This is a genomic window from Mucilaginibacter sp., assembly GCF_965200995.1.
Lineage (GTDB): Bacteria > Bacteroidota > Bacteroidia > Sphingobacteriales > Sphingobacteriaceae > Mucilaginibacter.
In genome coordinates, this window is record NZ_OZ241743.1 from 2028806 (window position 1) to 2053412 (window position 24607).

Annotated in this window: 22 protein-coding genes; 12 read left to right on the plus strand and 10 right to left on the minus strand. The window is 47.2% G+C overall.

The features are described 5' to 3' along the window. Positions 1 to 24: 24 nt before the first annotated feature. Positions 25 to 402 carry a transposase gene (locus ACY652_RS09575; protein ID WP_462264088.1) on the minus strand — a complete coding sequence of 126 codons (378 nt, stop codon included), beginning with the start codon at positions 400 to 402 and terminating at the stop codon, positions 25 to 27. 712 nt (positions 403 to 1114) lie between these two features. Between ACY652_RS09575 and ACY652_RS09580 the strand changes: the two genes are divergently transcribed. Continuing rightward, on the plus strand, positions 1115 to 1414 hold the full coding sequence (locus tag ACY652_RS09580) for an eCIS core domain-containing protein (protein ID WP_462264089.1): 300 nt from the start codon (positions 1115 to 1117) through the stop codon (positions 1412 to 1414). A gap of 51 nt (positions 1415 to 1465) precedes the next feature. Here the strand turns inward: ACY652_RS09580 and yiaA are convergent, their stop codons facing one another. Then, complete coding sequence (yiaA, locus tag ACY652_RS09585; protein WP_462264091.1) at positions 1466 to 1894, minus strand: inner membrane protein YiaA; 429 nt, start codon at positions 1892 to 1894, stop codon at positions 1466 to 1468. Between the two features lie 90 nt (positions 1895 to 1984). After that, positions 1985 to 2563 (minus strand): hypothetical protein, encoded by a 579-nt coding sequence (locus ACY652_RS09590; protein WP_462264093.1) that lies wholly within the window; start codon positions 2561 to 2563, stop codon positions 1985 to 1987. Between the two features lie 207 nt (positions 2564 to 2770). Between ACY652_RS09590 and ACY652_RS09595 the strand changes: the two genes are divergently transcribed. From ACY652_RS09595 to ACY652_RS09605, 3 genes are all read left to right on the plus strand, one after another. Further along, positions 2771 to 5083, plus strand: a complete 2313-nt coding sequence (locus ACY652_RS09595) for an ATP-binding protein (RefSeq protein WP_462264095.1) — start codon at positions 2771 to 2773, stop codon at positions 5081 to 5083. A 178-nt stretch (positions 5084 to 5261) separates the two neighbouring features. Continuing rightward, entirely contained in the window at positions 5262 to 5471 is a 210-nt protein-coding gene (locus tag ACY652_RS09600) for a hypothetical protein (protein ID WP_462264097.1), read from the plus strand. Positions 5472 to 6081: 610 nt separating this feature from the next. After that, positions 6082 to 6651 carry a DUF922 domain-containing protein gene (locus tag ACY652_RS09605; RefSeq protein WP_462264098.1) on the plus strand — a complete coding sequence of 190 codons (570 nt, stop codon included), beginning with the start codon at positions 6082 to 6084 and terminating at the stop codon, positions 6649 to 6651. Positions 6652 to 6700: 49 nt separating this feature from the next. Here the strand turns inward: ACY652_RS09605 and ACY652_RS09610 are convergent, their stop codons facing one another. After that, the gene (locus ACY652_RS09610) at positions 6701 to 7288 is read right to left on the minus strand and encodes a porin family protein (protein WP_462264100.1); all 588 of its coding nucleotides are present in this window, start codon (positions 7286 to 7288) and stop codon (positions 6701 to 6703) included. A gap of 135 nt (positions 7289 to 7423) precedes the next feature. Here ACY652_RS09610 and ACY652_RS09615 point away from each other — a divergent pair, with 135 nt between their 5' ends. The 6 genes from ACY652_RS09615 to ACY652_RS09640 all read left to right on the plus strand — a co-directional run bounded on the left by ACY652_RS09615 (position 7424) and on the right by ACY652_RS09640 (position 16116). Further along, the gene (locus ACY652_RS09615; protein ID WP_462264102.1) at positions 7424 to 7639 is read left to right on the plus strand and encodes a hypothetical protein; all 216 of its coding nucleotides are present in this window, start codon (positions 7424 to 7426) and stop codon (positions 7637 to 7639) included. Positions 7640 to 7982: 343 nt separating this feature from the next. Further along, positions 7983 to 9716, plus strand: a complete 1734-nt coding sequence (locus ACY652_RS09620) for a S41 family peptidase (protein WP_462264104.1) — start codon at positions 7983 to 7985, stop codon at positions 9714 to 9716. Between the two features lie 154 nt (positions 9717 to 9870). Beyond that, the gene (locus ACY652_RS09625; protein WP_462264107.1) at positions 9871 to 12240 is read left to right on the plus strand and encodes an ABC transporter permease; all 2370 of its coding nucleotides are present in this window, start codon (positions 9871 to 9873) and stop codon (positions 12238 to 12240) included. Between the two features lie 343 nt (positions 12241 to 12583). Further along, the gene (locus ACY652_RS09630) at positions 12584 to 13006 is read left to right on the plus strand and encodes an RNA recognition motif domain-containing protein (protein ID WP_462264108.1); all 423 of its coding nucleotides are present in this window, start codon (positions 12584 to 12586) and stop codon (positions 13004 to 13006) included. A gap of 155 nt (positions 13007 to 13161) precedes the next feature. Continuing rightward, a complete protein-coding gene (locus ACY652_RS09635) occupies positions 13162 to 13716 on the plus strand; it encodes a hypothetical protein (RefSeq protein WP_462264109.1) in 555 nt (184 codons plus the stop codon). Positions 13717 to 13920: 204 nt separating this feature from the next. Next, a complete protein-coding gene (locus tag ACY652_RS09640; RefSeq protein ID WP_462264111.1) occupies positions 13921 to 16116 on the plus strand; it encodes a TonB-dependent receptor family protein in 2196 nt (731 codons plus the stop codon). Positions 16117 to 16239: 123 nt separating this feature from the next. On the opposite strand, the gene ACY652_RS09645 is transcribed toward ACY652_RS09640, so the two are convergent. Both ACY652_RS09645 and ACY652_RS09650 read right to left on the minus strand, forming a co-directional pair. Then, on the minus strand, positions 16240 to 17559 hold the full coding sequence (locus ACY652_RS09645; RefSeq protein WP_462264112.1) for a M28 family metallopeptidase: 1320 nt from the start codon (positions 17557 to 17559) through the stop codon (positions 16240 to 16242). A 147-nt stretch (positions 17560 to 17706) separates the two neighbouring features. Further along, on the minus strand, positions 17707 to 19581 hold the full coding sequence (locus ACY652_RS09650) for a M61 family metallopeptidase (RefSeq protein ID WP_462264114.1): 1875 nt from the start codon (positions 19579 to 19581) through the stop codon (positions 17707 to 17709). Positions 19582 to 19809: 228 nt separating this feature from the next. On the opposite strand from ACY652_RS09650, the gene ACY652_RS09655 reads away from it, so the two are divergent. Beyond that, a complete protein-coding gene (locus ACY652_RS09655) occupies positions 19810 to 21051 on the plus strand; it encodes a dicarboxylate/amino acid:cation symporter (RefSeq protein ID WP_462264116.1) in 1242 nt (413 codons plus the stop codon). 52 nt (positions 21052 to 21103) lie between these two features. On the opposite strand, the gene ACY652_RS09660 is transcribed toward ACY652_RS09655, so the two are convergent. Both ACY652_RS09660 and ACY652_RS09665 read right to left on the minus strand, forming a co-directional pair. After that, entirely contained in the window at positions 21104 to 21625 is a 522-nt protein-coding gene (locus ACY652_RS09660; RefSeq protein ID WP_462264118.1) for a DUF4142 domain-containing protein, read from the minus strand. 44 nt (positions 21626 to 21669) lie between these two features. Beyond that, positions 21670 to 21855 carry a hypothetical protein gene (locus ACY652_RS09665; RefSeq protein WP_462264120.1) on the minus strand — a complete coding sequence of 62 codons (186 nt, stop codon included), beginning with the start codon at positions 21853 to 21855 and terminating at the stop codon, positions 21670 to 21672. Positions 21856 to 22166: 311 nt separating this feature from the next. On the opposite strand from ACY652_RS09665, the gene ACY652_RS09670 reads away from it, so the two are divergent. Then, a complete protein-coding gene (locus ACY652_RS09670) occupies positions 22167 to 22535 on the plus strand; it encodes a hypothetical protein (RefSeq protein ID WP_462264122.1) in 369 nt (122 codons plus the stop codon). Between the two features lie 73 nt (positions 22536 to 22608). Here the strand turns inward: ACY652_RS09670 and ACY652_RS09675 are convergent, their stop codons facing one another. Together ACY652_RS09675 and ACY652_RS09680 are read right to left on the minus strand one after the other, a co-directional pair. Next, complete coding sequence (locus ACY652_RS09675) at positions 22609 to 23577, minus strand: polysaccharide deacetylase family protein (RefSeq protein WP_462264123.1); 969 nt, start codon at positions 23575 to 23577, stop codon at positions 22609 to 22611. Positions 23578 to 23665: 88 nt separating this feature from the next. Next, complete coding sequence (locus tag ACY652_RS09680) at positions 23666 to 24466, minus strand: hypothetical protein (protein WP_462264125.1); 801 nt, start codon at positions 24464 to 24466, stop codon at positions 23666 to 23668. Between the last annotated feature and the right edge of the window lie 141 nt (positions 24467 to 24607).

Below are 24607 nucleotides of genomic sequence, written 5' to 3' on the forward strand. Positions count from 1 at the left end.
TTTGTTTTGAAGTTATAATTGAAATCACCTTAAATAGTCTTTCAGATGTTCCGGGGCATACAATGATAGGCTTGTAGGTTTTTTATAAATAAAGGAAAAGGCTCCTGTATGCTGCACAGCTTTTTCATTAACATAGGTTTTGCTTCGCTCGTACCAATGATAAAGGTCTGCCAGCCAGTCATTGCTTTGTTCATATGTTTTCAGGTAAGTGATGCGCTTGGACAAGTAAAGCAGTTCCTGGGTTACCGGTGCCTTCAGATACTGGGTTAGCCAAATCTGACGTTGTCTTTTAATGTGTACCAGGCAGCGCTGGACTGGCACATCAGGGCAAACCTTTCGGATCGCTTTGAGCGGCGCCTTATGACCGTCGCAGGTAATGCTGGCTATTTCCGCACTTAGCACTTTCAGGTTTCCAAATCCTCCCGCATTTACTCATAACCCTCTCGGCCGGTCAGACGGTAAAGCTGCGTATAGCGGATGTCATGATCATAATAAAGCACCAAACACAAATCATTTGGGAAGTAAGTGGCATCGATTAACAAGTGTGCCTGCACTTTACTTTTGATAGCGACCTCGGGCGCCTGTTTAAGGTAGTGCCTGAACAAGCGTTGAAGACTGCTTTGTGAAAGGCCGCTGTCCCAGATCAGATACTTGTAGACTTGCCTTTCGCTAACCCATTTTTCAAACTATACAAACTGGTTGTTTAAAGCAACCCGCGGATTGCTTCGGGTAAAAAAGATGCCACATGATTTACACTTAAACCGCTGCTTGCCCCAACCCATGACCAGCAAGCGTTTTTTTAACCTTTTTCATCAGGCAAAAAAGTCAATTGAAACCACTTTCAATTGACTTAATATAGCTCGTTGATTATCAATACGAATAATAGTGTCCTGCCAGCTATATTTGACCACTATATCCTATTTTAACCTGGCTAAGATGACCACAAGCGGGAGCTTGCGGCAGCGCCACAAAAAAAGTCTTTCCTGCACCTTGTTGCTGGTAGTTTCATACTACCCGGTTTTGGCAGCTTGAAACGATTTACTCCAGTTGCCGGTAATTTACACTTGCTCAGCATCTATTAAAAATTAGCGAACTAAATACACGGCCCTATACCATGTCAGCATCAAAGAAACCCAAGCAAGGCGGTTTGCCTGAAAACCTTAAACATGGTATCGAAGAGCTATCAGGCCATAGTATGGATGATGTAAAAGTGCATTACAACTCCGACAAACCGGCTCAACTCAAAGCGCTTGCTTACGTACAGGGCAGTGCTATTCCCATAGCGCCGGGGCAGGAAAATCATTTACCGCATGAAGCCTGGCATGTGGTACAGCAAAAGCAAGGACGTGTAAAACCTGCGGTGCAGGCAGATACAGATGCGCCGGTAAACCACAACGCCGATAATCAGCCCTGATCAAACACCAGATGAATATTTTATCAGGGCTGGCTCTTTACTGCTATCCTGTTATCTGTTTAATACCTCTGGTTCAGTTGCACGTGCTTTAACAAGGGTTTGGTTGTCGCGTGTGTTCTTCTGCACCGCAATGGCGCCAAACAGGGCCAGCAGAAAAGAGATGGCATAAAAGCCCTTCTCACTGGGCAGTATGGTGGCATTCCACAGGCCGATGGTTAACAGCACAATGCTCAGCAGGGTAGAAAACCAGCTGAGGCCGTAATAGATATCGGTTACGGGAATGCCCTCCAAGCGGTCGCGCACGGCTTTTTGCAGGGAGATTACGGAGAATAGGCCGTACATCAGAATAGTAAAATAATAGCCTTTTTCATTGAGTTGCATGGAGGCGGCGCGGGCCAGTCCGATCAGAAAGCCGGCCATACCTGCCCCTAAAGCAATCCACGAGGCGGCAATGAAAGCGTTTGAAGGTTTTTGGTTCATTGATGTAGTATTTATGGGGAAATAAACACTATTTTCTGAATAATCAAAACCAAATGTTGCCTTAGCTGTAAATTATTTTCCATATCTGTTTTACCTCTTATGCAACAATTCCTGTGTGGTAGGCTCACGTTTAAAACGCCTCCTGTACCGCCGGATGGCCTCCTGCAAAAACATTCCTTTAGAAGAGGCAGTGGGGTTAGACAATAAAGCACCGCCCTGTACGGTTGCCCCAATTACAATGCCTGCCGATATAAGTACCATGTTCTTGATAATATATTGCCCCAGTAGTGTAGGCACCAAAATGCTGTTCGCAAAGGTTTCATGCGGAAAAAACACCAAGGGAAGCAAAGTGCCCACCATTTGAAAGTATAACAGCACCAGTATAAAACTCAGCCATTTTTTCAAGAGCAGCCCTAACCCGATGACACATTCCCAGCAGGCCAGTATAGGCATAGAGACAACCGGCCCGATATGCCCAAATGATAATTTGGTAATCGTCCGGCCTGCCAGAATTTCGGCCGAGCTTACCCCATGAAAGAACTTAAGCGCACCAAACCAAAAAAATATGATACCTAATGATACCCTTAAAATGTTCATACCATTCCTCGCTTTCCATTCTGCCATTTTGGTTTCAGCTTTTACCGCAAAGGCTAAGAATTGGTGTATCATAATTTATTGTTATGCAAACATCTACGAAGTATAGCAATAAACAGCCTTAACTTTTGGTAAATATTATTTCTAATAAACTATCGCAGCTTTTCTTATTTGGCATATGTGCCTTACAAAACCGCACTTTAGGTTGTGTTTGTCCGGTTAAATGCATACACGATAAATTATTTATCTTTGCGCTCCATTTCTTTAGCTACAGGTCTAACCATGTCAACCGTTCCCCTACCCGATAATGAAGCACAGCGCCAGGCTGCATTACAAACCTATCATATACTGGATACGGCCACCGAAAAAGACTTTGATGATCTGGCCGAGCTGGCATCGGCCATCTGCCAAACGCCCATAGCTTTAATTGGCTTTGTAGATGATAGGCGCCATTGGTTTAAGGCCCGTAAAGGCACCGAGTTAACACAATCAGATAAAGAGATTTCCTTTTGCGCCCATGCCATTGCTGACCCTCAAGAGATTATGGTGGTTGAAGATGCGGCCGCCGACCCCCGCTTTGCCCAAAACCCGGTGGTAAAAGGGTTCAACCTTGCATTTTATGCAGGGGTGCCGCTGGTAAACAAGGAAGGGTTTGCGCTGGGTACGCTCTGCGTGTTTGACCAGCAGGCCAGAAGCCTTACTGCTGAACAGGAGGCCGCCCTTAAGATATTAGGCCGGCAGGTTATGGATAAACTGGAGCTGCGCCGGAAAATAATGGAACTGGAAACCGCAAACCAGCACATTAAAGAACTCAACCGGCACCTGGAAGCTAACAAAACCGAAATGCAGGCCATCGGCGAGGAAACTGCTGTAATAAATGAAGAGTTGCGCACCTCTAATGAGGAGATACTATCGATAAATGAAAATCTATCGGCACTGAATGAGGAAGTAACCGCTATTAACAACGAGCTGAAAGAAGCTTACCAGCATCAGGAACAACTGAATGATGAACTAACGAAAAATGAACAACAACTGCAGGCGGCGCTTGAGCAAACCAGCTTAGCCAAGCAAGCCGCGCAATTAGGCATGTTTGACCTGGATGTGGTAAACAACCAGCTTACCTGGGATGACCGGTGCAAGGAATTATTTGGCGTAAGCGCCGGCAAACAGGTAACCTATACCAATGACTTTGTAGATGGCCTGCACCCTGACGATAAAGGCAAAACCCTGCAGGCCGTTGCTGATGCCTACAACAAGGCGCTCACCGGCGGACGCTACGATGTAGAATACCGCACTGTAGGCACAGACGATAGAAAAATCCGTTGGGTGCGGGCTATAGGGCAGGTGCTTTTCAATGAGCGGGAGGAGCCGCAACGCTTTATCGGCACCGTAATCAACATCAGCAATGAGGTTGAAGCCCGCAACAAACTACAGGAAAGCGAGGCAGCCCTACAGGCAGCTAACGAGGAGATGGCCGTAACCAACGAGGAACTGCAAAGCACGGTTGAAGAACTGGATGCAGCCAGGCAACAGTCCAACGAGGCCCGCGAAATGCTTGACCAGGCCATCAGTTCGGCCCGGATAGGCACGTGGCATATTGATCCGGGAACCGGGGAGCTAACTTCCTCTAACCGGCTGAAGGAAATTTTTGGTTATTATCCTGATGAGCAAATGCCTTATGACGCCGCCATTAATCACATTACGGATGAGTACCGCGAGGTGGTGAACAGTGCAGTAAATGAGGCGCTGTCTAAAGGAGAAAGTTATGATCTGGAATATCCTGTAACCGGCCATCATGATAAAAAAATGCGGTGGGTACGCACCACAGGCCGGCTGTTTAAAGGAGAGGATGGCTCCAAGGATTTTCTATCAGGCATTGTACTGGACATTACCGAGCAAAAGCAGGATGAGCAGCGCAAAAACGACTTTATCGGCATGGTAAGCCATGAACTGAAAACACCGCTTACCTCCATGAACGGCTACATACAAATGCTGCTGATGAAGGCCAAACGAAACGAGGACATGCCAACTGCAAACATTCTGGACAAGGCCAACAAGCAGGTGGCCAAGATGACCACCATGATCAACGGCTTTCTGAATGTAACCCGCCTGGAATCGGGCAAGATATATATCGACCGCAAGGTGTTTGACATGGCCGAACTGGTAAAGGAAACAGAAGAGGAATTTATGGCCACCGTATCTTCGCACAAAGTGGTTTTTGCGTCTGTGGCTGAAACCTGCGTAGATGCCGACCGTGATAAGATAGGCCAGGTAATTAACAACTTTATAAGCAATGCCGTAAAATACTCGCCGCCCGAAAGCGCCATACAGGTAGCCTGCGTAACCCGCGATGGCATGGCCTATGTAAGCGTACAGGATGAAGGCGGAGGTATTGCCCCCGAAGACCAGGAACGCTTATTTGAGCGCTATTACCGGGTAAAGGGCGAACACACAAAATCCATTGCAGGCTTTGGCATCGGCCTCTACCTGTCTTCGGAAATCATACAGCGCCACCAGGGCCAGATCGGGGTAAAAAGTGAGCCAGGCAAAGGTTCCACCTTTTGGTTCACGCTGCCAATTACTGTAAAGGCATAGGTTACCAACTTATTATCCCTTCCGGAAATAAGCCGGGTATTGCGGCTTACTTACAGGAAAATCACCTGTAATTATTTGCCTGTTTTCACTTAAAAAGCCGGTTAGCACCATTAGTTACAGGCAAAGCATATAAAACCATATGGGGTAAATGATGTTAGCTTAATAAATCAACCCCATCATGAATAATTTTTTCCGGGCATTAATTGCAGGCTACGGTGCCAAAAAGCTGGGCGGCGGCTGCTTCTCTACCATCATTATATTTGTAGTTATCTATGTATTGTTAGGCAAATGCGGCAATAATACCCATGCTACCCCATTACATAAAAACATCAGCGCCAAAGCTTATACCTTGCCTGCTGCGCCTAAAGCACAGCTAAAGCGGTTTTAGCGGCCAAACGGTTGCAGTACACTGCTGTCTTTTCCCTGTAGTAACTGCCGGTAATTACTGAGTTTGAACCTTTTGCCCTGCAGTTGCATAAATTGCGGGGCTCATACCATGTTCAGCCCGGTTGGGCGGTGCAAACCGGTAAGCGGCGTACCGTTGGCGGCGTTCATCATGCTGCTGTTCATGTCCTACAAGGCATTCATTTTGGGCGCACTGTTGGCCGCGCAGATAACCACCAGGTTGGGCCGACTAATGTTGAGGTGGTTTATATAAGCTAAGAAAGCCTTCTTTTTGGTGGCTACCGGCTCTCCCCAAATTTCTTTATAGGTTTCGTGGTAATAAGTAATTTTACTTAAGGTAGAAATGGCCGGTTTATATTTATGCGCCAGCTTTTCGGTTAGGAGCCTTTAGTTCGTATTCTGCCTCATCCATCCGGTAACTGCTCCTGGCAAATGCTTCCGTATTTTGCGGAAAATAACTCACATGATCTACCAAGCCAGGTATGGCTGTGCGCCCCGTAACCGGCCGATAAAAATTTCTGTAAAAGCTGATATGGATTTAAACCTTTTAACCGGCTTTGCATCTTAAAAATAAGTTCTCATTCCCCTGATTAATGAAGTTGAAATTACTGCGCTTTAGCGCCCTGCTGTTAGCCGGGTTATTGTATAGTTCTGCGCTGCTGGCCCAGGGCTGGCGGCAATTAACCGTGGATGACTTTGGAGGGCAGCCGCCCGGCAGCAGTTCTGCCTACATTGCCTATACCAACTGCCAGGTGAGTTACAGCTATGATGCGCGGGTGCGCAACGGGCGGTATGTGCTTACCTTTTTTGTGAACATGAACATGAATCAGCAAAAATCGTGGATGAACAAGGCGCAGGTAATGCAAAGCGGTAAGCTGGAACAGGTACTGGCGCATGAACAGGGCCACTACAATATTGCCTACCTGGAACAGCAGGAATTACTGCAAGCCTTTAACCAGGCCAGGTATGGCGCTGATTACCAGCAGCAGGTTAATCAGATTTTCTCTTCCATTGACCAGAAATACCGTAACCTGAACCAGGATTATGAACAGGATACCATGCACATGCTCGACCGCGACGGCCAGAACCAGTGGAACGTGTGGTTTAAGCAGCAGGTAAACGCTTACCGCAACTATGCCTACCGGCAACGCCGCGAATGGTAATATACCTCTCCCCGGCCCTCTCCGAAGGAGAGGGCCGGGGAGAGGTATACTAAAACAGCTTGAAGCCTACACTTAATGCCCATAAATTTTGCCGCTGGCCGAAGGCCGGATTCAGTTTGGTAAGGCCGCCCTCATAGCGCAAATCGGCAGTAATGTTACCGATGTCTACCCCGCCGCCTGCCTGAAAGCCTAATGTACTGTTATTGTAATTACCAAAATCCTGGTAAGCGCCGTTTACATTGTCGGCAAAGTTTTGATTTTTGCTCAAAATGTAAGAGTACACTGGTCCGGCTACCAGCCGGAAGTTAACAGCATTAGCGCCAAAGCGTTTACCTAAAAGCAAAGGCACATTCAGCGTAGTGAAGGTCACCTTGCCATTGGTAGTGGTGGTGTTATTATTGGAGTTAAAATCAAACTTTCCTCCTTTACTGCCCAGGTATAATTCGGGCTGCAAATATACATCGGTACCTATTCGCCCAAAAATGCCCACCTGGTAGCCTGCCACACTGGACTCACTAATGTTATCGGTATTAATTTTAGAAAAATTAACGCCGCCTTTAATCCCCAGTGTGGTTTGCGCTTTGGCGCCTATGCCAAAAGCCGACAGCAACGCCATGCTAAACAGTAACTTTTTCATCAATTATTAAATTTAAGTGAACACGTTTGATGCAGCCAACCGGTACAGGTTTAATGTTAAAAACGCAATGCATACTGGTTAAGTGCAGGGCATAACGGTTTTTTTATATTTTTGCAGCCAAACAGCACCACCATCATGGCAGAGATTACCATCAGCAACAAAGACTGGCCCCGCATCAAGATCAAGCTTAAAAGAAAGTACAATCACCTGAATGATGAGCAGCTGCAATATAGTGAGGGGCAGGAAGACCAGCTGATTGACCGCCTTGCCCAACTGGTAGACCGCGACCGCACCTATGTTATCTTCACGCTGAAAAAAGCGTTGGTTAACATTGACAACAACCGGCTTTAATTGCTTTTTATGGCATTTAATGGCCATTAATAGCGCCTTATCCGTTCATATTTGCTCATAAACGGCAATAAAAGTTCATATTCGGCTAAAATAAGCACCTTTATGCCAGCCACCGACAGGCGAAAAATGCTTCTCCTGCGCTGACCTTAGCCGTTGCCGATGGTAGAATTGCGGCGCTCATTTCCGCTATATTTTGGCAAGAAATATCAGCTACAGGTAGAACAGTCATTGCAGTCGGCGGCTGCAAGCTACCCTTACCTCCTGCTGAAAAATTATTTGTGCTGCCCTGTTTCAAACCTGTACTAAAAGCCTTTATATTTAAGCCTTTACCCCCTTGAGTGTGATGAACAAAGTGCCGGCCGGAAATCCTTTAAAGAAATTGACCATTACTGCTGCTGCCCTGCTGCTGGCTGCCGGTTTGTGGAGTTTTGACGATCTGTTTGAAATATCCAAAAACCTGGATGTATTCGCCTCGGTGTATAAGGAGGTGAACCTGAACTATGTGGATGACATCAATACCTCCAAAATGATAAAAACCGGCGTGGATGCCATGCTGGACGGTTTAGACCCTTACACCGAATTTGTACCGGAATCAGAACTGGAGGATTATAAACTGCATTACATCAACACCCAGTATGCAGGCATTGGGGTAGGCATCTTTGTGCGCGACCAGAAGGTGTATATATCTGATATAGCCGAGGGTTACCCCGCCCAGAAAGCCGACATCCGTGCCGGCGACCAGCTGGTAAAGATTAATGATATCGACCTGATCGGTAAAACTACCGATGAAACCAGCCAGTTGTTAAAAGGCGGTAAGGGGGCGATGGTAAAGCTGCTGCTGAAACGCCGCGATGAAGCGCCGGTAGTAAAAAGCATCACCCGTGCCGATATACGCCAGCCTAACGTGTCCTATTATGGTATGGTGAAGGGTAACATGGGTTACATCCGGCTGGATAAATTTTTAGAGAACGCGGCTGATGAGGTAACTACCGCCCTTACCAGCTTACAGAAAAGCCACCCGCAGGGTATTATATTAGATTTGCGCTCCAATGGCGGCGGTATTTTGCAGGAGGCCGTAAAGATTGTGAACCTGTTTGTGGAGCGCGATGTAACTGTGGTATCGCAAAAAGGCAAGTTGCAGGATAAAAACTTTGTTTACCGTACCTTAAGCACGCCGCTGGAACCTAACCTGCCGCTGGTAGTATTGGTAAACGGCCGCTCGGCTTCGGCCTCCGAAATTGTGGCCGGCGCCCTGCAGGATCTGGACCGCGCGGTGGTGATAGGCCAGCGCAGTTATGGCAAGGGGCTGGTGCAGCAAACGTTCAGCCTGCCTTATAACAGCCTGGTAAAAATTACCATTGCCAAATACTTTATCCCCTCGGGCCGCTGTGTGCAGGCGCTGGATTACGCCCACCGCCGCAAGGATGGTAGCGTGGTGCGCCTGCCCGATTCGCTGCTGCACCCTTACAAAACCCGCAACGGCCGCGCCGTATACGATGGCAGCGGCGTCTATCCCGACCTGCCTGTTAAACCCGAACGCTTTGCCGATGTAACCCAGGCGCTGGTAGGCAAACTGCTGATTTTTGATTATGCCAACCTGTACGCGGCTACCCACCCTAAGGTAAGTGACATAAAAGCCTTTAATTTGAATGATGAGGAATACAATGCCTTTGTGAAATACCTGAACGGCAAAAATTACAGCTACAGCACCGCCAGTGATAAGGTACTGGCCGCCCTGAAAACCGAGGCTACCCGCGAAAAGCAGTTTAACGAGATCAAACCCGAATACGAAGCCCTGCAGGCCAAGCTAACCCAAAGCAAGGCCAACGATTTGCAGCAGCACAAACCCGAAATTAAGCAACTGCTCGAAAACGAGATAGCGGCCCGCTATTATTACGAGAAAGGCCGCTTCGAAGTAAACTTTAAATATGACCACGATTTGGCGGAAGCCGTGCGCACCATGCAAAGCAAACCCCGGTTAGACAGCATTTTGCACGGCACCGGAAACTACGGCACCATCGGCAAACCGCAGCCTGTACTGGCGGCGACTGCTACGATAAAGCAGCCGGCGGGATAGTTTAATGCACACATCTACCACTGCCCGCAGTTGAACACTAACTGTATCAAAAGCGTACACATACAATAATCGTTTTGCTCTTAATATTTTGTATTCCAATGCTTTAAGCAAATGGCACAAACACTGTACGTTACATACTGATAAACCTGTATATATGCTGAAAAACTACTTTAAAATTGCTTGGCGCAATCTGGGCCGCAACCTGAGCTTTTCTGTTATTAACATTTTAGGGCTGTCTATCGGTATGGCCAGCGCCCTCCTTATTTTGCTATGGATACAAAACGAGGTAAGTTATGATCGCTTTCATGAGAAAGATAACCGACTATACCGCATCAATAACCGGGATAAGTTTGATGGCGAACTTCATGCTTGGGAATCTACACCCAAAGTACTGGCAGGCACCTTAAAACGTGAATACCCGGAGGTAGAAGATGCCGCCAGAATATCAGATGTTTCCTTTCTGGTGATACAGGGGGAGAAGCGGCTTAATATGAGCGGTTACTTTACCGACCCCGGCTTTTTTAATTTGTTTAGTTTCCCGCTGGTGGCCGGCAAGCCGGATGCTTTAAATGCGCCCAATCATATTGTGCTTACCCAAAAATCGGCACAAAAGCTGTTCGGCGATCAAAATGCCATAGGTAAAACAGTTACTTTAGATAGCACCGCCCGCTTCACGGTTGCAGGTGTGTTGAAAGACTTGCCCAACAATACACGTTTTGATTTTGAATACCTGCTGCCTTGGTCGTACATGAAAAAGCTGGGCTGGGATGATGAATATTGGGGAAATAATACGGTAAGTACTTTTGTATTGTTAAAGCCGGGCATTTCGCAGGCCAGCTTTGATGTCAAAATCAAAAATACTACCATCAGGCATAATCCAACCTCGGCAGGGGCACCAGTTACCACGCAAATATTTACGCAACTGTACCGGGATACTTGGCTGTATTCAAAATCAGAAAAGGGGCAGTATGTGGGCGGCCGGGTAGAACGGGTACGCTTATTCAGCGTGATTGCTGCCTTTATCCTGCTTATTGCCTGCATCAATTTCATGAACCTAAGTACAGCCAGGAGCGAGAAGCGCGCCAAAGAAGTGGGTGTACGTAAAGTAGTAGGAGCACCTAAATCCACGCTGATTATTCAGTTTATTACAGAGAGCATATTGCTGTCCCTGTTTGCAGGCATACTGGCTGTTATTATTGTTTCCCTATGCCTGCCTGCTTTTAATGATTTGGTGGGTAAGCGGTTATTTATACCATTTGCTAACCCTTTGTACTGGCTCTTTGGTTTGGGCTTTGTGGCATTTACCGGTATACTGGCCGGCAGCTACCCTGCCTTATATCTTTCTTCCTTCAGGCCGGTTAAGGTATTGAAGGGAACTTATAAAGCAGCTAAAGCCTTGGTTACACCCCGTAAATTTTTAGTGGTTTTGCAGTTTACCTTTGCCGTAACGCTTGTGGTATGCACACTGATTGTAGTGCGGCAAATCAACTACGCACAGTCGAGAGATACGGGCTACAACAAAGACCACCTCATTTATGTGGGATTACAAGGTGATATCCTTAAGCATTTTGAAGCTATCAAAAACGAACTGTTAAGCAACGGAGATGCGCTTGGCGTAGCTAAGTCCATGAGTCCTATGACTCAGCGGTATAGCGATGGCTGGGGCTACTCCTGGAAGGGAAGCACAGCGGCCGAGAAAAAAGTAGACTTTGTGCGTATGGCGGCTGATAACAATTTTATCAAAACCATGAACCTGAAGTTAGTGCAGGGGCGGGATATCGACATTAAAAATTATCCGACAGATTCTACAGCTGTACTGCTTAATGAAACAGCTGTGAATATCATGCACCTGAAAAACCCGCTGGGGCAAACCATTATGGAAGATAAAACGCCCTGGCATGTGGTGGGCGTAGTAAAAGATTTTATATACGAGTCGCCTTACCAGAAGGTGCAGCAGATGATGATATTTGGTCCGAAATCATGGTTTACAGTAATGCACATCCGCCTTAACCCAAACCGGCCTGTGCAGCAGAGCCTGGATAACATTGGTAAAATATTTCAACGGTATAACCCGAAATATCCTTTTGAATATAAGTTTGTGGATGAGCAGTATGCCCGTAAATTCGAAGATGAAAAGCGGATAGGTACATTGGCAGGGCTCTTTGCCGGCTTAACCATCTTTTTATCTTGCCTAGGCATATTTGGCCTGGCCGCGTATATGGCCGAGAACCGTATTAAAGAAGTAGGGGTACGCAAAGTGCTGGGCGCTTCGGTAGGCCATATTACAGCCCTTTTATCAGTTGATTTTTTAAAGTTGATAGCGATTGCCATCATTATCGCCTCGCCTATTGCCTGGTGGGCTATGTATACCTGGCTGCAAACGTATGATTACCGCATCAGCATCAACATCTGGGTGTTTGTGGTAGCAGGCCTAGGAGCTGTAGGCATTGCTTTATTTACGGTAGGCTTCCAGGCATTTAGGGCTGCTATAGCCAAACCGATAAAAAGTTTGCGAAGCGAATAGTTATATAAGTTATCTATAAGATATAAAGTATAGCAATGTATGCTCTGATGATGTGCAAAAGCCGTTACCAGATATCTGTATAACAGCTTTTGCTATAAATTCTTTAATTATATCGTCCGCTTATCTGCCGTTACGTAATCTACCCGCATCATGGTGCGGGTAAACAGGTCGCTGCCGCTGCTGTTAGAGATGCCCGCATTGATATTGATACCTACATTGAGGTTGAAGATGATATTGTGCGGCCTGTAATTTATTTTTTAAAAAAAATAAACAAATATTAACTATTAGCTATTGTAAAATTGAAAAATAAAACATTAGCTTAGCACTTTGTAAAAATTAAATAATGAACATTTTTGTAGGAAGCCTTCCCTATCGTTTAGAGGAAGCAGATTTGAAAGAGCTGTTTGAAGCTTATGGCGAAGTAAGCTCTGTGAAATTAATTACAGACAGAGAAACAGGTCGCAGCAAAGGCTTCGGCTTTGTGGAAATGGCGGATGATGAGGCAGCTCAAAAAGCTATCCAGGGTCTGAACGGTAGTGAAATCAGCGGTCGTGCTATTGCAGTAAGCCAGGCTGAGCAGCGCAAACCAAGCGGTGGCGGTGGTTTCGGCGGCGGCGGCAGCCGTGGTGGTGGCGGCGGTAGCCGTGGCGGTTACGGCGGTGGTGGCGGCAACCGTGGTGGCGGTGGTGGCTACGGCGGCGGAAGTAACGGCGGTGGCGGTTACTCTAAAGGCGGAGACAGCAGCAGCAGAGGCGGTCGCTGGTAATCAGCCCCGCTCTTTCACAATATTAACCCATATTAAAAAGCGCCGGATAGCATTACCCGGCGCTTTTTGTATGCTGTGCCTGCTATTACTTGTAAAAAGCAGCCGCAAATGTAAAGCGGTGTAATTATTTTTGCCCCGGCTGATTACCCATTAATTTGAACCGGACTATTGCCATATTGCTTTTGAGCCTGCAACTGTATGCCACAGGCGGCTATGTAGCCCTGCGGCAGTATATGGTGAACCGCAGCGATGCATTTTTTAATGCGCAGGCCGCTAAAGATCAATATTGCAAGGCCGACTTATTTGAAGTAAAAATTCCGGTCAGTTTTTCCAATGTGCAGAACTGGACGGATTATGAGCGCATCAGCGGGCAAATCCGTTTCCAAAACAATGTATACAACTATGTGCAGTTGCGCATAACCCGGCAGGCTTTGTACCTCAAGTGCATCCCTAACTACCAGGGTACCCGGTATACCAATCAAAACGTGCTCAGTGCCAACCCAATTAAAGATATTCCTGTTCCTAAAAAAGAGCATGTGCCTGATGCCGGCGTATTGCTGATTGCCGGCCTGCCTTTAAGCTTGCAGGCTAACCCGTTGCGGGCCATCGTTATTGATTATCCCTTATCGGACATCCCGGCTTACCGGCAACCTGCTGCCGACCGCGCCATAGAAACGCTGAAGCAACCTCCCAGATTTTCCATCGCTTAATCGGGTGAACAACTCAAAATTATCCTGTAAGCAGCAATAGCATAAACTCTTACAGCAGATAGTGATAGTGCTGTTCTTTACCTGCGCCTTTATTTCTTTTTAAATTTGCATGCTGCTTTTCACCATGCAGTATACTCATTACTTATTACTACCGTTTGCAGTTTTATAAAAAGCTGTAAGCCGACTACATTTTCTTTAACAACTATGAAATTTAAGCCGACCACCCTATTGCCGGTTTTGTTAGTTACTGCAACATATATCTTGCCTGTACAGGCACAACAGAAAAACAAGCGCGATACTACCGTTACGCTCGATAGCGTGCTCATTCGTGAAAACCGCCCGAAACACTTGCCCGAGGTAAGCGGCACCTATATTTTTGCCGGCAAACGTACCCACTTAATTACGCTATCGCCGGGTACGGCTAACCTGGCTAATAACAATGCCCGCATGCTCTTTGCCACTATTCCGGGCGTTAATGTATGGGAAATGGATGGCGCCGGTACACAAATTAATATTGGCACGCGCGGTACGGATAGCCACCGCTCCATTGAAACCAATATGCGGCAAAACGGCTATAACTTCAATTCCGATGTATTCGGCTACCCTGAGGCGCATTACACGCCGCCTATGCAGGGTGTGAGCCAGATACAGGCGGTACGCGGCTCGGCCGCCTTACAGTTTGGCAGCCAGTTTGGCGGCATGTTCAACTTTAAAATGAAGGAGGGCGATCCGGATAAGCCATTTACCATTGAAAGCGAACAATCCGCCGGGGGCAGGCGGTTCTTTAATTCTTACAATGCAGTTGGCGGCACGGTGGGCAAAATTAATTACTATGCCTATTACAGCCAGCGCAGCGGCGATGGCTGGCGGCCAGACGCAGCCTTTAATTACAATGCCATGTATGGCCACCTGCGCTACCAGTTTAACGGAAAAGGCAGCATTACCTTTGAGATTTCGCGAATGAACTACCGGCAGCAGATAGCCGGCGGCCTTACCGATGCCCAGTTTGCAGCCGATAACCGCCAGAGCACCCGTTTCCGTAACTTCTTTAGTCCGGAAATTACGATACCTGCGCTTATTTTCAACTATAACTTCAGCCCCAACACCAAACTGGAAGTTACTTCGCACGTACTGTTCGGACAGCGTAACAGCGTGCAATTCCTGAACACGCCCAATGTGGCGGATACCATCAACACTTCCCTTAAAAGTTACAACCCGCGCCAGGTAGACCGCGATTATTATTTGGGCTTTACCACTGAGGCACGCCTGCTGCACACCTACCACTTAGGTAACCTGCAAAGTACCCTAACCGGCGGACTACGCTTTTTTACTCAGGAGACACGCCGCAAACAAAAAGGCCAGGGTACTACCGGCGCTGATTATGACTTAACCTTAACCCAGCCTTATGGTATCGACCTGAATTTAAACACCCTGAACTATGCTGCCTTTGCTGAAAACAATTTTCAGTTCACGCCGCGCTTTTCGGTAACACCGGGTGTACGGTTTGAGGTGATCAATACCACTACCGAAGGGGTAATTAATAACCGCCAAACGCCGATATCCTATAAAGGTAACCGCAGCTTCCCGTTGTTTGGCACCGGGCTGCAATACCAGGTGAGCGGCAGCAGCCAGTTATATGGCAATATTTCGCAGGCTTACCGCCCGTACATTTATGCCAACGTTACCCCGGCCGACCAACTGGCTATCATCGACCCTGATTTGAAAGACAGCAAAGGATACAACATTGATTTAGGCTACCGTGGCAACGTGCAAAACCTGCTGAACTATGACCTGGCTGCCTATTATGTATATTACGGCAACCGGGTGGGTACGTTAACACAAGGAAATGTTACCGGTACGGGTATGCACCAGTATACCACCAATATCGGTAACCTGGTGTCAAAAGGTGTAGAAACTTATGTAAGCCTATCGCTGCTGCGCTTATTTAACCCTGATGCAGGCAGTGATATTAGGTTGTTCAACTCGCTGGCGCTCGACCGCGCCCGTTATACCAGCGGCATGGTAGGTTTAGCCAATACCAATGTAAGCCTGGTGGGCAAACGAGCCGAAGGCACACCGGGCATTATTAACCGTGGCGGCATCAGCTACCTGAACCGCCATGTGCTTACTACCCTGCAATATAGCTACGTAGGTAAAAATTACAGCGATGCCAATAATACCGTGTATACTACTACAGGTGCAGCAGGCATCGTACCGGCATACCATGTGTTCGACTGGGCGTTCAGTTACAGCTTTTTACAGCATTACCACGTTACGGCCAATGTGAACAATATATTTAACGCCAGGTATTTTACCCGCCGTATCAACATGTACCCCGGCCCCGGCATACTGCCTGCCGATGGCACCACGTTTAATATCGGCTTAGGGTTGAAGCTGTAGATATATCCAAATAAAATTGTCATCCTGAGCGCAGCGAAGGATCTGTAAGTTTGCTATGATGCTGTACAGATCCTTCGCTGCGCTCAGGATGACAATTTATAAAAGAGTGGGCAGGTGCTCTTACTACCGTTCCAGCTTAGGTACCCGGGTAGGTGTATCTTTACCGTTCACGATGCTGCGTGAGCTAAGGGCAATGGCGCGGATGGTGGAAGTGATATTGCCTACATCCAAAGTACTCAATTCATCATCAACGGTGTGGTAATATTTGTCGATGTCAATCTGGTCGGTAGAAATGGTGTGTGCAGGCACGCCTACACGGGCCAGTGAGGCATTATCGCTGCGGTAAAACAGGTCTTGCTGCGGGTAAGGGTCAGGATAAAACTTAAAGGTGGTACCTTCCAGGTTCTTTTGTAATATCTTACCAAAATCCGACCGCTCATAACCGGTAATAAAAGCCGAGTTGGTGCCGAATTTAGAAGCCTTGCCAATCATTTCAATATTAAACATAGCCTTCACTTCATCGGGCTTTACCTGGGTAGCAAAATAGGTGGAACCATACTCGCCGATCTCTTCGGCGGTAAAGGCTACAAATATTAAGGTACGGGCGTTGCTGTTTAACTTTTTATAATATTTAGCTAAAGTAAGTACCGCCGTAGTGCCCGAAGCGTCATCATCAGCACCGTTGGCAATACTATCTCCGGCTACGGGCGCAATAATACCTAAGTGGTCATAATGGCCCGAAAATACTACATACTCATTCGGCAGCGTTTTACCGGGGATAATGCCGGCAACATTAAATAAAGGAAGCTCTTTAGTTTCGGCTTCAAAGGTTACCTTCAGCGCAGTTACCTCAGCGGCATCACTCACAGCAAATACTACACCCGGGCGTTCTGCCGACTTCTTAAAACCTGTACTGCCTTGCATGGCACGCCCTTTTATACTTTTGTAAACCTTTGCAAAGGTAGAATCGGTTAACAATTGCGGACTGATCAGCACCAGCGTTTTCTTGTCCGCCCGGGTAAGTGACCGGTAATTCTTACTAAAATCGGCCATACTGCCCATTTTTATCACCTGCACATCTGCCGGACTGTTCCATTCAAACGAAGTATTACCCATTATCACCAGATTTTCGGGCGAAACAACAGTGCCATTGATACTGGCCGACATGCGCAGCGGCGCGGTACGCAGCATAGTGAAGTTCTGGCGGTAGCCGGTATTGCCGGTCATGGGCTGCAAGCCTATCTTTTTGTACTCGCCTTCAATAAACTGAGCCGCCTTTTCAATACCCGGCGTAAAGGTGGCCCGGCCCTGCATATCATCGGCGGTTAAGGTTTTGATAATGCGCTCTACATCTTTCTGCTGTATCAGCTTGTTTACATCCTGGCTAAAGCCCTGTAATGTGGCTGCCGCCAGCAGGGCTATGGTAGTAATTTGTTTTTTCATATAATGTAAGGTTCGCCCCCTAACCCCCTGAAGGGGGAATAGGAGTGGCTTATTGCTGTTTTTGAATTACTTTATTTTACTTGTTTTGCACCTATAATAAATATACATATTTCGCTTCTGTTCCCCCTTCAGGGGGTTAGGGGGCAGCTACTTCACCTTTGATTCCAGCCATCTTTTCCTGAAATCCAGCTGGGTCGGGTTCGGTGTTTTGCCGGCTTTTTCATAAGTTACCACTTCTACCGCAGGGTTTTCTTCCAGCGTTACCGTAGCGGTATGGCTGCCTGTACGGTTTTTGTAGGTAACGCCGATTGATTCGCCCGGCCTTTTACCCTCAATGGCCGCATTTAAGTCCGGCAGATTTTTAATGTCCTTGCCATCAGCTTTGGTGATAATGTCCCCTGCATCAATACCGGCCTTGTAAACAGGCGTACCCATTACGGTGCTTGAAGTAATGGCAAACCCTTCAGTATCTGTATTTGTACGGGCCTGTCCGGAGCGGCCGCGTGCCTGGGCGCCTGTAGCAAAGCCTATCCACCCTTTACCGGGCTGGGCTTTGCGTAATTCTAAACCTGCGCCAGCCAGCAGGGCCGCATAATCGTTCTTTTCAACACCGTTAATATAACGCTTAAAAAAATCGGCAGCGAAGGCCGGTTTGCCGGTATATCTGGCCAGCACGTTCTGCAAATCAGCAATGGTATACGGCTTCTCGGGCTTACCATGGGTGAGCCATACCTGGCGCATATAACCGTCAAGCGTTAAATTAAATTCGCTGCGCAGGCGCAGATCCAAAGCCAGTGCGGTAGCTCCGCCATACGTATAATAGCTCAGGAACATATTGGGCGTATTATTAGGGTCGATAGATACGCCTGCATCCGCAAATACTGCGTAGCGGCTCGCTTGTGCCGGACTATAACGCTTAGCACCCGGCGAGTTCAGCACTGCATTAACTAAACCGGTAAGGGTGCGGGTATATTCTTCGGGCGTATCAAAACCGGCACGTTCCAGCAGCAGGCCGCCATAATACTGGGTAAAGCCTTCGGCGAACCAGAGCTCATTGCTCATGTTGGCATGCTCAAAGTTAAAAGGCTCCAAAGTTTTAGGGCGGATACGCTCTACATTCCAGCTATGAAAATATTCGTGCGAGAAAGTGCCCAGCAGTGCATCCTCCCTGCCCGCTACCTGTGGTGCAGGCTGTACAATTACTGTAGAATTACGGTGCTCCATACCATCGCCGCTTACGGTAGGATAAACATCCTGCAGAAAGGTATATGTACCGTAATCATATAACGGCAACTCTCCATACACCGCTTTAGCTTCCAGCACTACCTTTTGCACTTTTTTGGCAAAATTATCAATGGTGGGCTGGTCATCATCGCTGTGGGTGGTAAGGCGTATGGTTTGCACTTTGCCGTTGGGGCCGGGCACCGTCCAGCTGCTCTCTTTATAGGCAGATAGCTCGGTAGGGCTGTCCATCATGTACTGCAGGTTAGGTGCGCTGTAAACGTTATCGCCTTCGGGATGCAGCTGCGTAGCTACCTTCCAGCCGTATTTATCCAAATCCTGAAACTCGAATCTTAGCGGGCGGGTTTCCTGCCCCGGCACCCACATAAAGGCGGCGGGCATATTCAGGTGGGCATGGCTGGGGTCAATGCTGGCATAGGTACCGTCCGTCCAGTTGCCGAACAGGGTATAGCTGATTTTCACCACGCTGCCGTGTTCCTGCACTTCGTACACATCACCTTCCACCTGTTTCAGTTCGAGCGGGCTGCCATCGGCATTGGCGGCCCTTACACTGTATACATTCTTGCCAAACTCATGCGTGGCATACCGCCCCGGCGATGACCGGCTCATGCGTACCCGGAACTTGCCACCCGGCGCCTGCGGAACGGTCATTTCTATTTCAGCCTCATGATGAACCGCATTGGGAAATGAAACGCGGTAGTAAATGGCCTTTTGAACAGTTTGACCAAATGAAGCCGCAGAAAACAGCAGGCAAGCTGCCGGAAGCCATATCTTTTTCATGTAAAGCAAGCGTAATTAATGCGCTGAAAATACAAAGGTTTTTCGGGATAAAAGAAGGAAAGACAAAGGGTAAAGGAATTTACAGACAAAAACCCTGAGCGCAAAGGCAAAGCAGAAAAAGATAAAGGCTATGCCTGTTTGCGCTTTACTTGAATTCCTTAATCCTTTCCCTGCATTATTCCTTCGGCTGTCATCCTTCATTTCCAATAAATACTTATGTTAGCCCCGATGAACAGCTGGTTAAAAAATTATAAAGGCATTTTGTGGCTGCTGGCGGGTATTACCGCCGGCAGTATAGCCGGCCTGCTGCTGGGCAACCGGGTAACCCTGCTAAAGCCCGTTGGCGATATATTTTTAAACCTGCTGTTTACGGCTGTTATCCCGCTGGTATTTTTCGCTATATCGTCGGCCATTGCCGGGTTAAATGGCACCAAGCGCCTGAGCCGTATCATGGGCACTATGGCGCTGGTATTTTTAGCCACTGTGCTGATGGCTGCACTGCTTACCCTGTTAGCCGTACATTTGTTTCCGGTACATGAGCAGCTGGCGGCAGCCAGCCGGCTTACCGAACTGCCGGTCCGCAGCAACATCGGCGACCAGATCACCTCCCTGTTTACCACCAGCGAGTTTTACGAATTACTGTCGCGAAAGAATATGCTGGCGCTCATTATCTTTTCGCTGCTGATTGGCTTTGCCACGTTACGTGCCGGCGAGAAGGGCGCAGCTTTTAACCGCTTCCTGCAAGCAGGTAACGAGGTGTTTGGTCAGCTGTTCGTGCTGGTTATGAAATTAGGCCCCATAGGGCTGGGCGCTTATTTTGCCTACCAGGTAGGTGTTTTCGGGCCGCAATTGTTTGGCACTTACGCCCGGTCATTAAGCATATATTATGGCGTAGGCGCAATTTACTATGTGGCGTTTTTCAGTTTGTATGCATTTGTAGCTGGCGGCGTTAACGGCATTAAAACATACTGGAAAAACAACATTGTACCATCCGCTACTGCGGTAGGCACCTGCAGCAGCATTGCCACTATACCTGCTAACCTGGAAGCCGCTAAAAAAATGGGCGTGCCCGATGCCATTGCCAGCGTAACCATTCCGCTGGGGGGCACCCTGCACAAGGATGGTTCCAGCATCTCCTCCATCATTAAAATGGCGGTGGTATTTGCCTTGTTTGGCAAAAGTTTCGACAGTGCCGGTGTGATTGCCCTGGCCCTGGGCATGACGGTATTGGTAAGTATGGTAGAGGGCGGCATTCCGAACGGCGGCTACGTGGGCGAACTGCTGTTTATCTCGGCTTACGGCTTACCGCCCGAAGCGCTGCCGCCAGCCATGATTATCGGCACACTGGTTGACCCAATGGCCACCTTGCTGAATGCCACCGGCGATACGGTAGCCGCCATGCTGGTTGCCCGGTTTACCGAAGGACCGGGCTGGATGAACACAGCACAACAGGAAGACCTGGTTAAATAGAAAAAGCACCTGCTGTTACAGGCGCTTTTTTATGGGATACTATCTAAATTATTTACTGAACACTTACACCCATATCAGCAGCTATAGACTGTATAGAAGCCAGGTGTGCCCGCAGGGTAGGCAAAGTTTGCTCGGCATACTTCTTAATATCCGGATCAGCTGAATTGAGCTGCGCGTTTTCAAAAATCTTAATCGTGTTCTGATGATCTACCACCATCATACTAACATAGTTTTTGTCAAAAGCGGCGCCGCTGGTATTAGCCAGCATAGCAGGTGTAGCTAACTCGGCACTGGTAGGCGCAGGTATGGTATAACCTTTGCTTTTGGCCAGCGTTCTGAGTTTGCTGTTGGCCTTGGTATGGTCGGTTACCATTTTAACTCCGTAAGCCTTTACACTAAAACTTTTGGCTTTGCGCGCCGCTAACTGTCCGCCTTTTATCTCTTTAAGGCCGCCCAGGTTGGCATTACGCAAAAAGTTGGTAGTTACTGAATCTGGCGTACTGGTTTGGGCTGATGCCAGCTGGCAGGTTAAAATTACCGCCATTGCAGCAAGTAAGATTTGTATCTTTTTCATAAATAATAATGTTTGATAGTTATGCCGCCAAATTTCGGGCCACGTTAACGTACCTTAGGCTGAGACTTATTATCTTCAGGGGAATGATGATCAGGCTCGGTTTTCACAGTGCCTCCTGTATTTGCTTCTGCCTGTTTAACCTCATCCTTTTCACTTAACGGCCCTTCTGTTTTCAAATCTTCATCTGCTGCTTTTGTTTCCGGATACTTCTTTTCGGTGGACATATTCATGACACTTGAAATTATATGAGTAACTATTTAGATAATACGATAGGCGCTGTGCTGGTAACCGGCACGTAATGATAACTCCCATAGCGCGGTATTGGTTTTATGTAAAACACGAATCTGTAGTATTAAGTAAAATTATTTTTAACAGCCTTATGTAACACGGTTGAAAGCTCAAAATTTAACTGATATGAAACTTTTTTGTGAGTATGGCTGTTCTCTTATTAGCTTAGGCGCAGTGTACGCATAACGGCTGTTTTGCTATCAGCATTGTATTTCCAGGCACGTTATATTAACTCTATTTATCAAATATCAAAATGACAGCTCCTGAAACCTACATACCTACCGGAACCGAATTAAAAGTAGTTACCCCGGTAACAGAACCGGCTATGCACGCCGTACCCGGCCACGAATTATTATCAGAAGTCCTTTCTGCGGCGGATAGCTCAGCAGCAAAAAAGTTTTCCATCAGTTATTTTTATAAAGGAGAGTTTTATCATACCCAGGCAATACAGACAGGTACAGGTGTTCATGCCTTTTATAAGGTGGTGTTAGGCAGTAAGGTATCAGGATTTAATACTTTGTGCTGGATACAAAAAAGAGAAGATCACTGGGCTGTTTTATTAGGCAATAACATAAGCGATGATTTGCTGCACGCAATAGCTGCCGCCATTGAGAACAGATAACATTCAATATCTATAAAATAGCAAAAGAAGGTAATTAACTGTCTTACTATATACAACGGGACAAGAGGAAAGCCTACAAACCGTTTTTCTGGCTGAGTCTGTCTTTGATTTGCCGCCAGGTAACTAAATAAATATTGTTTTTCTTTAAAAGTTTAGCGCACTTGCGGCTTGTAAAGAAATTATAATCTTTCTGACGCCAGGCTGCACCCCACCCTTCATGCTCAATGGTTACTGCCTGCATTTCGGCATCATCATAAGCAGTATGCAGAATAAGGTAAGTAATGCCGGGTTTTAGATTTTTGATGCCTGCTGTATAAAAGTTGCTCATACCTGCTTTAAAATTTTCAACTTCTGCTGTCAGAATGGTGTCCACTATTATATCTCTGTTTGATACCACCGTATCCAGGTTAATATGCAAAGCGCTTTCTACCTGCCGGTAAACGAACACCGGTATATCAAACTCATGCCCTACTTTCAGATAGGATTTTAAGAAGCCAAGATTATGATGTATGGCATACATGTGTGCATCCAGGTGAGTGGGATGGATGCCAAACTGTACTGCCCGTTTTACCTGGCTGCGTATTTCTTCTTCCACTTCTGTAGCTGAAGCATTTTGTACCACGCTATCTACAGAGGCATACAGAAAGCCGCTTTTATTTACCAGCCCTGGTACGTTAGCTAACGGAGTTACCGGGCCCCATTTGTAGTATTTCCATTCACTCGTTAAGGTAATGTGCAGGCCAAAATCTTTTTCAGGGTGAAGCCGTGCATAGGCGGCAATCTCCGGGAACCAGGGGCAAGGTACCATTATACTGGCCGAATTAACACTGCCCTTCTCCAATGCACTGACCGAAGCTGCGTTTTCTGAATGTGTTACCCCCAAATCATCAGCATGTACTATCAGCAATTTGGCATTTTTAGGAAAACCCAGCAGTTCCTGAACTGATTTGCGCTGCGCCAAAACCACTATAGAAGAAATTGAAAACAGGAATAAAACGACCGCTTTTTTTACGGCGCCTGATCTTTGCGAACTATACCTCATTGCTGATTATTTTGCGCGTTGATGAAATATGATTTGTTGGGCAATATAAAATGATGAAAGAAAGCCTGCTGATATGGGGATCATCCAATCACTTTACTTTTCCAGATGCATTTACCAACAGCACATTGCTTAGTGTGCCGGTATCCAGCTTATCGGGCAGGTGCGAACAGAAGCCGATACCTGCATAAAATGCCCCGTCAATATGCAGACGAATGGGGGCGCCAAACTGGTGCATGGGTTCGCCATCCATGCTTAAAAAAAGGGCGAAGTAGTCGCCATGTTTTTCTATACCAATGCGCTTGGGATAGTTGGTAACCAGTTCATCGGAGGAGGTGTGTCCGGGCAGACTGCCGCGGCCGCCGATGTTATATTCCATATCGGTAATGTGAAGATTAGTGCCGGGCCGTTGCGCCAGGTGCACCATACCGCCGCCATGCAGCGCCACAATGGCTTCTTTGGAATCGTCGTTTAAACTTTGGCGGATAACGAGCAGTATCTTACGATCGCCGAAACCTTTGGGATCAGGAAAACTAATATCGGCGGCCAGGGAAACATCGCCGCTCATTTTTTTCCACAGGTAACGAAATTCGTCGCGGTTATACCAAACGTTATAGCCGGCCGAGGTAATCGTATACTTTTTAGTGGCGGCCTTATAGTTCGAGCTGCCTTCTGCTACTGCGCCGCCCACATCAGACTGCCCTTCAAAAACACCTATGGGGCCCATTTGGGTACGCGTTGAACGGTGAAAATTGGATGGCGGCGCTACTTGTTTATGGGTAGGTGAACCCGGCAATGCCCAATCTGGCACTTTTGCGGTTTGCGCCCCGGCCAGGTACGGCACTATACACAGCAATATGATGCCGGTTAAAACCAAACGCCCTTGTTTCATCAAATAGATATTTAGTGGTTAGCGTTGCTAATTTACCGAAATTGAACGGAATATAATACCATAAATATGCTTAGAGGACCGCATCCTCCAGCACACTACTTCATTTATACTCCAAAGCAAGTGCCTTTTTGACGAGCAATT